At 68.4% G+C, this 12,233-nt stretch carries 12 protein-coding genes; 8 read left to right on the top strand and 4 right to left on the bottom strand.

Going from position 1 to position 12,233, the window contains the following annotated elements:
• Positions 1-4 precede the first annotated feature (4 nt).
• From AUR65_RS20050 to AUR65_RS13815, 5 genes are all read left to right on the top strand, one after another.
• Positions 5-154 carry a DUF7512 family protein gene (locus AUR65_RS20050; RefSeq protein WP_199180608.1) on the top strand — a complete coding sequence of 50 codons (150 nt, stop codon included), beginning with the start codon at positions 5-7 and terminating at the stop codon, positions 152-154.
• A gap of 20 nt (positions 155-174) precedes the next feature.
• On the top strand, positions 175-1,194 hold the full coding sequence (locus AUR65_RS13830) for a sulfite exporter TauE/SafE family protein (protein ID WP_058567563.1): 1,020 nt from the start codon (positions 175-177) through the stop codon (positions 1,192-1,194).
• Between the two features lie 143 nt (positions 1,195-1,337).
• A complete protein-coding gene (locus tag AUR65_RS13825) occupies positions 1,338-1,718 on the top strand; it encodes a helix-turn-helix domain-containing protein (protein WP_004977164.1) in 381 nt (126 codons plus the stop codon).
• A gap of 108 nt (positions 1,719-1,826) precedes the next feature.
• A complete protein-coding gene (locus AUR65_RS13820; protein ID WP_058567419.1) occupies positions 1,827-2,033 on the top strand; it encodes a DUF7835 family putative zinc beta-ribbon protein in 207 nt (68 codons plus the stop codon).
• 94 nt (positions 2,034-2,127) lie between these two features.
• On the top strand, positions 2,128-2,520 hold the full coding sequence (locus tag AUR65_RS13815; RefSeq protein ID WP_058567418.1) for a response regulator transcription factor: 393 nt from the start codon (positions 2,128-2,130) through the stop codon (positions 2,518-2,520).
• Between the two features lie 30 nt (positions 2,521-2,550).
• On the opposite strand, the gene AUR65_RS13810 is transcribed toward AUR65_RS13815, so the two are convergent.
• Together AUR65_RS13810 and AUR65_RS13805 are read right to left on the bottom strand one after the other, a co-directional pair.
• Positions 2,551-4,299 (bottom strand): bacterio-opsin activator domain-containing protein, encoded by a 1,749-nt coding sequence (locus tag AUR65_RS13810; protein WP_058567417.1) that lies wholly within the window; start codon positions 4,297-4,299, stop codon positions 2,551-2,553.
• A gap of 208 nt (positions 4,300-4,507) precedes the next feature.
• The gene (locus AUR65_RS13805) at positions 4,508-6,523 is read right to left on the bottom strand and encodes a sensor histidine kinase (protein WP_058567416.1); all 2,016 of its coding nucleotides are present in this window, start codon (positions 6,521-6,523) and stop codon (positions 4,508-4,510) included.
• Positions 6,524-6,927: 404 nt separating this feature from the next.
• Between AUR65_RS13805 and AUR65_RS13800 the strand changes: the two genes are divergently transcribed.
• Together AUR65_RS13800 and AUR65_RS13795 are read left to right on the top strand one after the other, a co-directional pair.
• Positions 6,928-7,230 carry a UPF0058 family protein gene (locus AUR65_RS13800; RefSeq protein ID WP_058567415.1) on the top strand — a complete coding sequence of 101 codons (303 nt, stop codon included), beginning with the start codon at positions 6,928-6,930 and terminating at the stop codon, positions 7,228-7,230.
• A gap of 84 nt (positions 7,231-7,314) precedes the next feature.
• The gene (locus AUR65_RS13795) at positions 7,315-9,057 is read left to right on the top strand and encodes a DNA mismatch repair protein (RefSeq protein ID WP_058567414.1); all 1,743 of its coding nucleotides are present in this window, start codon (positions 7,315-7,317) and stop codon (positions 9,055-9,057) included.
• A gap of 79 nt (positions 9,058-9,136) precedes the next feature.
• On the opposite strand, the gene AUR65_RS20615 is transcribed toward AUR65_RS13795, so the two are convergent.
• Positions 9,137-9,358, bottom strand: a complete 222-nt coding sequence (locus tag AUR65_RS20615; RefSeq protein ID WP_058567413.1) for a DUF7511 domain-containing protein — start codon at positions 9,356-9,358, stop codon at positions 9,137-9,139.
• Between the two features lie 237 nt (positions 9,359-9,595).
• Here AUR65_RS20615 and AUR65_RS13785 point away from each other — a divergent pair, with 237 nt between their 5' ends.
• Entirely contained in the window at positions 9,596-9,784 is a 189-nt protein-coding gene (locus tag AUR65_RS13785) for a DUF7576 family protein (protein ID WP_058567412.1), read from the top strand.
• Between the two features lie 42 nt (positions 9,785-9,826).
• On the opposite strand, the gene AUR65_RS13780 is transcribed toward AUR65_RS13785, so the two are convergent.
• Positions 9,827-12,181 carry an ATP-dependent DNA helicase gene (locus tag AUR65_RS13780; protein WP_058567411.1) on the bottom strand — a complete coding sequence of 785 codons (2,355 nt, stop codon included), beginning with the start codon at positions 12,179-12,181 and terminating at the stop codon, positions 9,827-9,829.
• Between the last annotated feature and the right edge of the window lie 52 nt (positions 12,182-12,233).

Genomic DNA, 12,233 nt, shown 5'->3' with positions numbered 1-12,233 from the left:
TAAGATGTTCGGAATCGAGACGTTGAGCGGGAACGCACAGGCCGCCGCGCTCGTCGGCGTCGTTCTCGTCGAGGCGATGGTGCTGTACGTCGGCTACGGCGCGCTGACCGCCGCGCTCGGACCGACCGTTCGCAAGGCCATCGGTGGTGAGTGAGCGTGTTCGAGCTATTCGGCATGTCGGCCGGGATGCTGGCGCTCTTCGTCGCGTTCGGCGTCCTCATCGGCGTTCTGTTCGGCTTCTTCGGCATGGGTGGGTCGTTCCTCGTGACGCCCGCGCTCCTCGTCATGGGCTATCCCTCGCGCGTGGCCGTCGGCTCCGGCCTCGCGTTCGTCTTCGGGACCTCCGTCATTGCGACGCTGAAGCACCGCGACCTCGGGCAGGTCGACTACAAACTCGGTATCTCGATGATTATCGGGACCACGGTCGGCCTCGAAGTCGGGAAGGAAATCGTCCTCTACCTCGAAGAACTCGGGCTCGCCGGTAACATCATCAGCGTCACGTACGTGCTCTTGCTCGGCGGAATCGGGCTGTTCGTCACCTACGAGGCGCTGAAGGGCGGCGACGGCGGCGGCGTCAGCCACGACGTAGACGGCGACGCCGACATCGACGCCGACGACATCCCCGAGCTGGCGAAGAAGATTCAGAGCTACTCGCTCCCGCCGATGATAACGCTTCGCGGCGGCGTCAAGGTCTCGCTGTGGATGATTCTCCTGGTCGCGTTCGCCACGGGGCTCCTCTCGGGCTTCCTCGGCGTCGGCGGCGGCTTCATCCGCATGCCCGCGCTGTTCTACCTCATCGGTGTCCCGGTGCCCATCGCGGTCGGGACCGACCTGTTCGAAATCATGTTCTCGGGCGGTATCGGCTCGTTCCTCTACGCGCAGTCCGGCGGCGTCGACCTCTCTATCGTCGCGCCGCTCCTCGCCGGCTCGGCGCTCGGCGCGCGCGTCGGCTCCGCCGCGACCTCCATCGTCAACGAGGACGAAATCAAGATTTACTTCGGCCTGATGCTGCTCCTCGGCGCGCTCGCGGTCGCCGTGCGGCAGGCCGGGAACTACCTCGGCATGGGCGTCCTCGACTACGTCAGTCTCGCGCTCATCCTCGGGTCGGCGCTCATGGTCTCCGGCGCGGTGCTCTACAGCGCCGTCAAGTCCATGCGCGCGCCCTCCGCCGCCGGGAGTTCGACCGCCGACTGACGGCGACGACTCGCACGCGAACCGCACTCGCATCGAACGCGAATCCGCGACACCGGGCCGCCGTTTCTCCCCTGGTGTTGTGCAAACTATACAAACCCTTTTGAGGGCTGACCACGTAGCCCGAACCGATAATGGCTAGCTCGATGGTCGAATACCTGCAATCGGACATGGAGTGCGAGGGGCTCCTCGAGTGTCTCCACGGACTGAAGCAACTCGACCGGCGGTGTTTCGAGGTGCTCGTCGAGACCGACGAACATCTGACCGTCGACGAGGTCGCCGAAGCGGTCGAACGGGAGCGCTCGACCGCCTACCGCTCCATCCAGCGCCTGCTGCAGGCGGGCCTCATCCAGAAGGAACAGGTGAACTACGAACACGGCGGCTACTACCACGTCTACCACCCGACCGACCCCAACGAGGTCGCAGACGACATGCAGCGCATGCTCAACGACTGGTACGCCCAGATGGGCACGCTCATCCAGGAGTTCCGCGACAAGTACGACGAGAAAATCGTCCCCGCGGAGTGAATTCTCTCGGCCGACGAGCGGCCGCCGCCCTCGGTTGGTCCGGGTCCCAAATCGATTAGGTTCCGTATTCAACGGCACAGGGTCCATAGCTATTGCCACGACCCCCGTATGTCGAAGAGTAAAAGCAGTCCCCGAAACAACGAGTTCGTCGAAGAGTGCACGTCGTGTGAGTCGCGGACGCCGCACGACGTCTCCATCGAAATCAAGACCGAGAGCCGGAAACGCGAGAACCGCGAATTCTCTCGTGAGCCCTACCGTGTCACGCGCTGTACCCGCTGTGGGAACACGCAGTCCCAGCGCATGAACGACGCGTGAGCGAGACCGCCGCCGGCCGGCACCCGACCACACTCGACTGCGTCCGAGTCCGAACGACCACGCCCGCGACACCGACGTAGCCACGGTCCGAGCCATGACACAGACCCACCCCTCCGACACCCCGACCGTCCTCCTCGTCGACGACGAGGCCGCCCTCGCCGATAGCCTCGCGTTGTGGCTCGAACGCCGCTACCACGTCCGAGTCGCCTACTCCGGGCGCGAGGCCCTCCAGGCGTTCGACGACGACGTCGACCTCGTCTTCCTCGACCGCAACCTCCCCGGTCTCTCCGGCGAGTCCGTCCTCGAAGAACTCCACCGCCGGGTCGACCCGGCGTCGTTCGGTGTCGTCATGCTCAGCGCCACGCCCGGCGACGAACTCGCCGACCTCCCCGCTGACGACGTGCTCACGAAACCAGTCACCAAACGCGACGTCTTCGACGCCGCCGCTCGACTCGTCGGCGACGCGCCCGAAGCAAACCTCGATTAATCTCCTCTCGGCCGCCCGTAACCGCCCGCCTCAGTCGTCCGCCGGCGCGGGATTCAACTCGTCGAAGTACGTCTCGATGAGCTTTCGCTCCGCCGTCCGGAGGTGTTCGTGGAGCGTCGGCGGTGAGATGCCGAGCGAGTCGGCGACCTCCTCGGCCGTGCTTCCGCGGGGCCACTCGAAGTAGCCGGAGACGAGCGACGTTTCGAGGACCGTCCGCTGCCGGTCGGTCAACTTCGAATCGAGCGCCCGCCGGAAGGAGTCGGGCGACTGGACGGACCGTTCGACCTCGCGCTTGGCGACGACGGAGACGCCGGTGGCGGCAGTCGTCACCGCCTCGACGAGCGCGCCGTGGTCGGCGTCGGCCGCGACGTGGAGCGCGAGACTGCCGCTCCCCTCGGAGAGCGTCAACCGCTCCACGCTCGCGCCGTGGTCGATGGCGGTCGAAAGCACCGCCTCGGCGTCGGTTCGGAGTTCGACGACGGATTCCTCGTCGCCCTCGGAGACGACGCGGGCCTGCGAGACGTCGTCGGAGTCGATTGCGGCCGCGACCACGTCGCTCCCCGACGCGTCGGCGACGCTGACGAAACAGGTGAGTTCGTCGCCGGCGCGGGTGACACCGTCGAGCGAGAGCCGGCAGTCGAGCGTCGCCGAGAGCCGGGCGAGTACGCCGGCGTCGCAGCCGACCTGAAACTCCAGTTCGACGACGCTGTCGCCGTTGAGCAGTTGTTTGCTCTGGGTCGCGTTGATGCCGTTGCCGACGGTCGCGCCGAGGTCGGAAAACAGCCCCACGGACTCGTCGTCGAAGCCGTCGGTCTCGTCGTAGACGACGAGCGCGCCGTACATCGTATCGCGGTAGTCGATGGCGACACAGAGCGCCGAGACCGTGTCGAGGGCGTCGGCGTCGTCGCCGAACACGGCCGCGCGGTGCGCCTCGGAGATGTCCTCGAAGACGAAGCCGTCTTCGACCATCCCGTCGATGTCGAACGCTTCGTCGACGAAGTCGAGGTCGACACTCGCGGGGTCGAGGCCGTGGCCCGCCGCCGCGGTACACCGGAGCGTGCCGGCGGCGGTTCGCCTGAGGACGACGGCGGCCTCGTGGGCGCTCGCGACCGTGTCGCAGACGGTCTGTTCGATTTCGTCGCGGGTCCGCGCGTCGATGAGCGCCCGGTCGATGTCGCGGAGGAGTTCGTTGGTCCGGTTCAGGCGGTCGAGTTGCGCCTCGCGGTTTCGAATCGCCGCCTCGTGTTCGGCCCGCACCGCCTCCAGTCGGCTCCGGAGGTCGGCCAGCGCCTCCGGTTCGCGGAGTTCCTCTACGTCGCGGCTGTCGAGCGCCGCCTCGGTGGATTCGAGCGCGAAGTACTCGCGGACCTCGGACTCGAACCCCGAGCGCACGAGCAGTTCCTCGACCGTCTCTTTGACCTCCGCCTCCGAGACGGGCTTGACGAGGTAGGCGTCGAACGGCATGTCGACGATGTCGGTGTCGGGTTCGACCGCGGTCATCATCGCCACGCGGCAGTCGAGGCCGCGCTCGCGAATCTCGTCGAGCACGTCGTCGCCCGTGACGTTCGGCATCCGGCGGTCGAGGAGGACGACGTCGACGTCGTCGTCGAGTCGGTGGAGAGCTTCTTCACCGCCGTAGGCGGTCTCGACGGCGAACCGCTCGCCGTCAAGCCAGTACCGGCAGGTGTCTGCGAGGTCCTCGTCGTCGTCGACCACGAGGACGACCTGCTCGGCGGCCCGCTGTTCGGGGCTCTCGCGCGCCGAGCGTTCGGTGACCATCGTATCGAACACACAGTAACGGCGGACAGTAATATATCTGCCCATCGAAACAGGTGGAATTTAGGCGGTTCAGTGACCCGATTCGGCCGTCTCTGACGGTCGGGTCACCGCCGACCGACCGCGGGGAGAACACGGACGGAACGCGGGCAGAACGCGAACGGAGCGCGGGCAGAACTCGAACGGAGCGCGGGCGGAACCCGGACCGCACTCACGCCCGCGGGAGCGTGATGACGAACGTGGCTCCGCCGCGGTCGTTGTCCTCGATTTCGACCGTCCCGCCGTAGCTCTCGACGATTTCGCGGACTAGAAACAGACCGAAGCCGTTGCCCGGGTTCGACAGGTCCTCGATGCGCTGGTCGACGATGCGGTGTTTCTCCTCGTCGGGAACGCCCGGCCCGTTGTCGGAGACGCGGAGTTCGACCACGTCGTCGCCGGCGGCCACCTCGACTTCGACCGTCGGGTTCGGCTTGTCGTTGTGCTGGACGGCGTTCTTCAGCAGGTGTTCGACGACCTCGTCCAGCAGGTCGTCGGCGACGACCGAGATGTCCGGCAGTCTCCCGACGGCGACGCTCGCGGCGTCGGACTCCCGGCGGAGCGAGTCCACGCCGTGGTCGACCGCCTCGTCGATTCGCCGCGGGCGGAACTCGTGGGACTCGCGCTCGACGATGACTTTCATGAACGTCCGCATCGTCCCGACGAGTTCGGTCATCTCGCGGACGCGTCCCTGTATCGTTTCGAGGTGGGTCAGCCCCGCGTCGTCCACGAAGTCCTCGACGATGTCCGCCCGCGCGCCGACCACGTTCAGCCCGTTGAGGAGGTTGTGGCGGATGATGCGGTTCACGAACTCCAGTCGCTCCTGTTCGCGGCGCAACTCCCGCTCTCGCTCCTTGCGGGCGGTGATGTCGTGGCCTTCGAGGACCAGAAGCGACACCGTGCCGTCGCCGTCGCGGACCGGGGTGACGGAGAAGTCGATGACGACCGGCCGGTCGGTGTTCTCCCGTTCGATTTCGACCTCGTAGCGGACGAACTCCCCCTCGGCCGCGCGGCCGAGAGCGGCCCGGAGGTCGGCGATGCGCTCGTCGTCGCCGCGCCACCACGGCGTCTCCCACGCTCGCATCCCCACCACGTCGTCGCGGTCGGCGTCGACGAGGTCGAGCGCGGCGTCGTTCACCCGGAGGACCGTGCCGTCTGGCTCGACCAGTCCGATGTACTGGAAGGTGCTGTTGAACACCGCGTCGAGCTGTTGCTCGCGGCGCTTCCGTTCGGTCATGTCGCGGGTCACCTTGGCGAAGCCGATGACCTCGCCGGCGTCGTCGGTCAGGGCGGTGATGGTGACCGACGCCCAGAATCGGGTGCCGTCGGCCCGGACGCGCCACCCCTCGTTTTCGACCCGCCCCTCGGTCCGCGCTCGGCCGAGGAGACGCTCGGGCAGGCCGTCTTCGGCGTCCTCGTCGGTGTAGAACGTCTCGATGTGCTTCCCGAGTATCTCCTCCGCGTCGTAGCCCTTGATGGCCGCCGCGCCGCGGTTCCAACTCTCGACGCGCCCCGAGGCGTCGAGGCGGAACAGCGCGTACTCCTCGATGTCCTCGACGATGCGCGAAAACGCCTGCTCGCGGCGTTCGAGTTCGCGCTCGCGCTCCCGTCGGACGTGGGTGTCGATGCCGTGCGCGACGGCGTGGCCGAGGTTCGAAATCGGCTCGTCGAGCTCCGCGGTGAACGCCCGCTCGTGTTCGGCGTACATCGTGAGCACGCCGTAGCGCGTGTCGTCGTAGACGAGCGGCACCGACGCCGCCGAGCGGTAGCCGCGTTCGAGCGCCGGCTCGCGGAACGGCCCGAACGCTGGCTCGTCGGCGATGCTGTGGGTCGCCTGCACCGCGTTCGACCGGACCGCGCGGCCGACGGGGCCGTTGCCCTCGGGACGCGCCGCCGACACCGACACGTCTATCTCGTCGAGGTAGCCGTCCTCGTCGCCGGCCCACGTGGTCGGCTCCACGTCACCCGTCGTCTCGTCGACGACGCCGACCCACGCGAACCGGAGTTCGTCGGTCTGGACGAGTCGCTCGCAGACCTGTCGTTCGATGTCCGCGCGCCCGGCGGCGTCGACGATGGTCTCGTTCACGTCCGCGATGACCTCGTTGAACGTCGCGAGGATGTCCAGCCGCTGGCGCAGTTCGCGCTCGGTCGCCGACGGGTCGTCGGCCGACTGCGGAGACCCGTCAGTCATCCGACCTGCCCCCCCGTGAATCGTCGTCCCGCCGTGCGTGCATACCCCGACTCTAACCCCCACCGACTTGTGCGTTTCTCGGTCGGCCCGAGTCGTCCCTAACCACGTAGGGCCGTGAATTACTACTGACCGTTCCATTCGATTATATGGCCACAGTGACCTGCCCGGGTCACTCGTCGTGCCCGCACGCCCCCACGGCGGAATACGACAACCCCCCCCTCACTCCGCCTAGGGGACGTGTCCCTGCCCAAACCCCAACTCCCTTTCCGCGAAATCGACCGACGAGCCGCGGGTGTTTCGTTCGTGTTCCTGACGCATACATTCATTTCTAGCCGAGGCAGATACAAGACCAAAAGGACGCTTCACCGCGCCATTTACGCCCGATGAGCACATACGTGCAACCTATGAAGAAAAACGAACTCATCCACGTGCACACACTCCTCGTGGAGATCGCCAGCGACTACCGCGACCGCGGCGTGCTCACGAGCGCCGACCTCGAACCGTACCACCAACTGGGAATCGGCCCGATGGCCCTCCGGGACTGCCGTGCCGACCACGAGCGCGCCGTCCGAACGCTCATGACCGTGCTCGCGGTCTGCGCGGCGCGCGACCTCGACCGCGACGCGGACGCGGTGCCCGGCCGACACCTGCTTCGGACCGACGAGGCGGCCGACACCGACGCCGACCAGCGCGTTACGTCACACTGATCTTTTCTTTGCAGACCACCCCTCGAACAGCGGCGGCACCGGCCGACGGGTGGACCTAAGAGCGCCCGGTGAGACGCCCCCGGTATGCGACTCGAAGACTACTGGGGCGTCGGTCCGAAAACCTCGGACCGACTGGAATCGGCTCTCGGCAGGGAGGGGGCGGTCGCCGCCATCGAGTCGGCCGACGTGCGGGCGCTCGTCGACGCCGGCGTCACCCGCGGGCGGGCGGTTCGCATCCTTCGCCGCGCCGACGGGCAGGCCGGTATCGACGCGCTGGCGACCCGCGACGCCCGGAACGTGTACGACGACCTGCTGTCGCTGGCGAGCGACCGCGCGCTGACCGAACACGCCGCCGACCGCATCCGCGTCCTGACGCCGCTTCCGACCGTCGAGTCCCGGCGCGACCGCCTCGACCGCATCCTCTCGGCGCGGGAGGCGTGGGCCGACCTCGACGACGACGCCCGCGACGCCGTCGAGGAGGCGTTCCGCGAGTACGACGAGGCCGGCGAGACCGAGCGCGCCGCGGTCCGCGCCGCGCTCGAACTCAGGGAGGCCGGACTCCGCGGCGAGCCGTTCGACGCGCTGGAGGAGGCAGACCCGGACGCCCTCCGCGACGCGCTCGGCGCGCTCGGCTACGTCGATAAGGACGGCTCGGTCGCCGCGGGTGCCGACGACCGCCTCGACAGCCTGCGGAGCCGGCTCGACACCGCGAAGGAACTCCAATCCGGCTCGTTCGACGTGCTCGAAACCATCCAGTCGCGGGGCGTCCGCTCGTTGGACGACTTCCGCGCCGCGTTCGTCCAGTACGTCGCTCAGGAGACCGCCCTCTCGCGCGGCGAGGTCGAGGCGGTCGCCGCCGAGGACGCCCGCGACGCGACCGACTTCGTGAGCGCGTCGCTCCGGGCGCTCGTCGAGGACCTCGAAGCCGACGCCGACGCCCGCGAGGAGACCGTCGCCGAGGAGCTACGCGACCGCATCTGGGCCGCCCGCGACGACGTGGACCTCGCGGTCGAGGCCGTCGACGAGGTCGCGCTGTCGCTGTCGCTCGCGCGGTTCGCCGACGAGTACGACCTGACGCCGCCGGACATCGCCGAGACGGGGCTCGCGGTCTGCGGCGCGCGCAACCTCTTCATCGACGACCCACAACCCGTCTCCTACGCCGTCGGCGACCACGAACTCGCGTGCGCGTCGGGGCCGACGCCGCCGGTCGGCGACCGCGTGTCGGTCCTCACCGGGGCAAACAGCGGCGGGAAGACGACCCTGCTGGAGACGCTCTCGCAGGTCGCCATCCTCGCGTCGATGGGGCTTCCGGTCCCCGCCGAGTCGGCGGTCGTCGGCCGGTTCGACTCCGTCGTGTTCCACCGCCGGCACGCGAGCTTCAACGCGGGCGTCCTCGAATCGACGCTCAAGTCAATCGTCCCGCCGCTGTCGGGCGACGGGCGGACGCTGATGCTCGTCGACGAGTTCGAGGCCATCACCGAACCGGGCCGCGCGGCCGACCTGCTCAACGGCCTCGTGAACCTCACCGTCGAGCGCGACGCCTTCGGCGTCTACGTCACGCACCTCGCGGACGAACTGAGCCCGCTCCCGCCGGAGGCGCGCATCGACGGCATCTTCGCCGAGGGCCTGACCGACGAGTTGGAACTGCGCGTGGACTACCAGCCGCGGTTCGGGACGGTCGGCAAGTCCACGCCGGAGTTCATCGTCTCGCGGCTGGTGGCGAACGCCCGCGACCGCGCCGAGCGCGCCGGCTTCGAGGCGCTGGCGGCGGCTGTGGGCGAAGAAGCGGTACAAAAGACGCTGTCCGACGCCGAGTTCGTCGGCTGAGCCGACGCGGCGGCGAGGAGGGGCTATCGGCGGCGTGCGTTCTCATCGGGTGCGCGGCGACCGCGTCGGCCTCGGCGACTCAGCACATCTCGTCGAGCGAGATGAACGCGTCGGCGTCGGCTGTCAACCACGCCTCCATCTGGTCGCAGCAACTGTCGCGCCGGGGGTAGACGGTCACTTGGTCGGGGCCCCCTCGATAGGTGACGACGACACTATGGAGAAGGCAATCCCCGGTGGTATCCGCGCCGGTGCGGTCAACAGTCCCTGCAACCGAATCCTGAGAGGCGGGCAATTCGGACATTCGCCGTCACGTATACAAACGCGACCGTGATTACATAACCTTCACTAAGTGTGGTAGTGATTGACAATACCCGTTGGTTACAAAACGTTGCACCAAGTGGGAGTACGGAGTGATACATAGCCGCGGTTCCCCCCGAGTGAGTGTGGATTCCACAGTTCCGCGGGGGTTACCGCCCCGTCGGGCGACTTCTGCCGGCGGAGACGGGTTGAAGTGCCCGGGACCGCCATCTGGGTGTCGATGGTCGATCCCACGTCCGATTTGGAAGAGAACGTAGACCCAGAAGACGCCCCGACCTGCGCGACGTGCGGGGAGCCGATTGCGAACAATCCGACGCACCGCGTCGTCACGTGGGTCGAAGACGGTGCCGTACAGGCCCGGCACTTCTGCGACGACGACTGCCGGGACGCGTGGGACGACGAGCGGTAGCTCCTTTCTGACGGTCGCCCGCGGGGCGGACACCTCGCGCGACTACTCGACCGACGACCAGAACTGGTCGAGACCGAAGCCGAGCATGTCCGGACTGACGGGTCTGAACTCCTCGCGCTCCTGTGCCGGCAGGTAGTCGCGGACGCCGTTCCACGAGTCGCGGGCGTACCGGGCGTCCACGAAGACGCGGACGCCGACCTCGTCGGTGCCGCGGATGACGCGGCCGATTGCCTGTCGCGCCTTTCGCACCGCGGGCACCGTGAGTGCGGTCTCGAACCCGTTTCCGAACTCGCGGTCGTAGGCCGTCTTCACCGCGCGGGTCCGCGGCGACGACGTGTTGATGAGCGGGACGCCGCAGACGACGGCGGCCGAGAGCTTGTCGCCGCTGTAATCGACGCCCTCGGTGAGCGTGCCGCGGAGGCTCGTCACGAGCACTTTCCCCTCGCCGCCGAAGAAGTCGCGCTTGAGCCGCTCCGTGGCCCCGTCGTCGGACGACTCGTCGAGGAGGACGGGCTTGCCCACACGGGCTTCGAGCGCGCCCGCCATCCACTCGGCCTCGGCGTAGTTCGGCATCCCGACGAGGACGTTGCCCGGCGACCGCTCGCACACCTCGACGGCGGCGTCGGTGTACGCGAGCCGCGTCTCGTTTTCCTCGCCGGGCGGCCCGCGGTTGCTGTGGGTGAACTTCGGCACGTCGACGGCGAAGCTCGCGCGGTTCGACTCGGGGAAGCCGAGGCCGAACGTCCGCTCTGCCACCGGGCGACCGTCGTCGGCGAGGGCGTCGAGGCCGGTCACGCGCCGGAACACGTCGATGGGTTCGAGCGTCGCGCTCATGAGGACGCCGCCGCCGAAGTCGCCGAGGCGCTCGGCGATGGCCTCGCCGGGGACGCAGTTGTGGACCGACAGCCGGGCGTTGTAGGCGCGCCGCCACGACTCCGGCGGCTCCATCTCGTCCCACGTCCGTTCGAGTTCGATTTCGCGGAAGTGCTTCTCGTGGTCCGCGTAAGCCCACGTCGCCAGCGCCCGGCCCGCCGCGGGGGCGGCCCGGCGCTTGTCGTCTTCCTCCACCGAGTCGAGGATGCGGGCGACCGCCGAGCCGGTCGCCTCGGCGCGGACCCACGTCCCCTCGTCGTGGCCGTTGTCGTCCGCCCACTCGGTGAGTTCGTCGACGCCGGGCTCCTCGGGGTCGCGCAGGGGGAGTTCCTCGTCGTCGAGTTCGGTGAGGTCGGCGCGCCAGCCGACGTACTCGCGGTCGAGGTGCGCGGTCACGCGGCGGTCGAGTTCCTCGCGGAGGTCGCGGATGAAGTCCCGGGTCTCCTCCAGTTCGCGGAGCGTCACGTCGGCCTCCTGTAGCTCTCCGCGGACGAGTTCGGCGTCGACGGTGGACTTGCCGGCGTCGTCGAACTTCACGGGCTGGATGACGCGCGTGAACTCGCTTTCGGCGTCGCGGAGCGTCCGGTCGCCGACACCGACGGAGACGAGGTCGCGGACGCGGGGTTCGAGCATGTGCGCCTCGTCGCAGATGACGAACGTCGAGTCGTCGACGAGCGCGCCGGTGAACGTGCCGACGGTCGTCGGGTCGAACGCGTGGTAGTAGTTGCCGACGACGACCTCGACGTGGGGCAACAGCGCGCCCATCACGGAGTGGGGACACGACCCCGCGCCAGCGGCCAGCGAGACGAGGTCCTCGGTCGCGATGAGCCCTTTGTCGTCGAAGTCGAAGGGGACGGCCTCGATTGGGTCGCCGTCTTCGGGGAGGTCCGCGAGGAAGTTCGCGTAAAAGGGGCAGTACTCCACGTCCTCGTACTCCGGCATCGACTTCGGGTACGGCGTCGGGTCGCCCGCGGTTTCGAGGTAGTTCGGGCCCGCGGTCGTCGAACCGGTGTCGAGGAGGCCGGTCTGTTGCTCGCGGGCGTCCTTGGCGAGGGCCTCGGCGCTGGTCCGGCCGCCGTCACCGACGAGCCCGCGGGTCCGGTCGCGGAGGCCCTCACAGCGGTCGTAGACGGTCGAGTCGTCGATGCCGCCACAGCCCTCGCGGCTGTAGGGACACACGTCGGACTTGCCGACGAGCGTGAGCCCCGAGACGGGTTTCCAGTCGGTCGGGAGGTTCTCGTTGATGGTTCGGAGGTCGGCCTCGAACTGCCGGAGCTGTTGCTTGACGCTCGTGAGGACGAAGACGCGCTCGTAGTCGGAGTCGGGGTCGCGGACGAGTTCGATGCCGGCGGTGAGCGCGAGCATCGTCTTGCCGGTCCCGCACGCGCCCTCCACGACGGCGAAGCCGTCGTCTCGGGCGGTCTGTATCGCGGTCTCGATTCCGTCGGCCTGCTCCGGGTACGCCTCCGGGTGGCCGAACACCTCCTGCCAGGTCACGCTCTGTGGTCCAGTTGCGACGGCCATAGGGGTGTCGGTGACTGGCCGCGTTCCCGTACTTGAACGTTCGCGCGAACGT

It is taken from the genome of Haloferax marisrubri, assembly GCF_001469875.2.
GTDB classification, from domain to species: domain Archaea; phylum Halobacteriota; class Halobacteria; order Halobacteriales; family Haloferacaceae; genus Haloferax; species Haloferax marisrubri.
Note: the sequence above shows the minus strand (reverse complement) of the source record. Positions and strands in the feature narration are given on the sequence as shown.

Excerpts from the sequence above, each read along its gene's own strand:
- AUR65_RS20050 (WP_199180608.1), top strand. The coding sequence starts at position 5 with ATGTTCGGAATCGAGACGTTGAGCGGGAACGCACAGGCCGCCGCGCTC.
- AUR65_RS13830 (WP_058567563.1), top strand. The coding sequence starts at position 175 with ATGTCGGCCGGGATGCTGGCGCTCTTCGTCGCGTTCGGCGTCCTCATC.
- AUR65_RS13825 (WP_004977164.1), top strand. The coding sequence starts at position 1,338 with ATGGTCGAATACCTGCAATCGGACATGGAGTGCGAGGGGCTCCTCGAG.
- AUR65_RS13820 (WP_058567419.1), top strand. The coding sequence starts at position 1,827 with ATGTCGAAGAGTAAAAGCAGTCCCCGAAACAACGAGTTCGTCGAAGAG.
- AUR65_RS13815 (WP_058567418.1), top strand. The coding sequence starts at position 2,128 with ATGACACAGACCCACCCCTCCGACACCCCGACCGTCCTCCTCGTCGAC.
- AUR65_RS13810 (WP_058567417.1), bottom strand. The coding sequence starts at position 4,299 with ATGGTCACCGAACGCTCGGCGCGCGAGAGCCCCGAACAGCGGGCCGCC.
- AUR65_RS13805 (WP_058567416.1), bottom strand. The coding sequence starts at position 6,523 with ATGACTGACGGGTCTCCGCAGTCGGCCGACGACCCGTCGGCGACCGAG.
- AUR65_RS13800 (WP_058567415.1), top strand. The coding sequence starts at position 6,928 with ATGAAGAAAAACGAACTCATCCACGTGCACACACTCCTCGTGGAGATC.
- AUR65_RS13795 (WP_058567414.1), top strand. The coding sequence starts at position 7,315 with ATGCGACTCGAAGACTACTGGGGCGTCGGTCCGAAAACCTCGGACCGA.
- AUR65_RS20615 (WP_058567413.1), bottom strand. The coding sequence starts at position 9,358 with ATGTCCGAATTGCCCGCCTCTCAGGATTCGGTTGCAGGGACTGTTGAC.
- AUR65_RS13785 (WP_058567412.1), top strand. The coding sequence starts at position 9,596 with ATGGTCGATCCCACGTCCGATTTGGAAGAGAACGTAGACCCAGAAGAC.
- AUR65_RS13780 (WP_058567411.1), bottom strand. The coding sequence starts at position 12,181 with ATGGCCGTCGCAACTGGACCACAGAGCGTGACCTGGCAGGAGGTGTTC.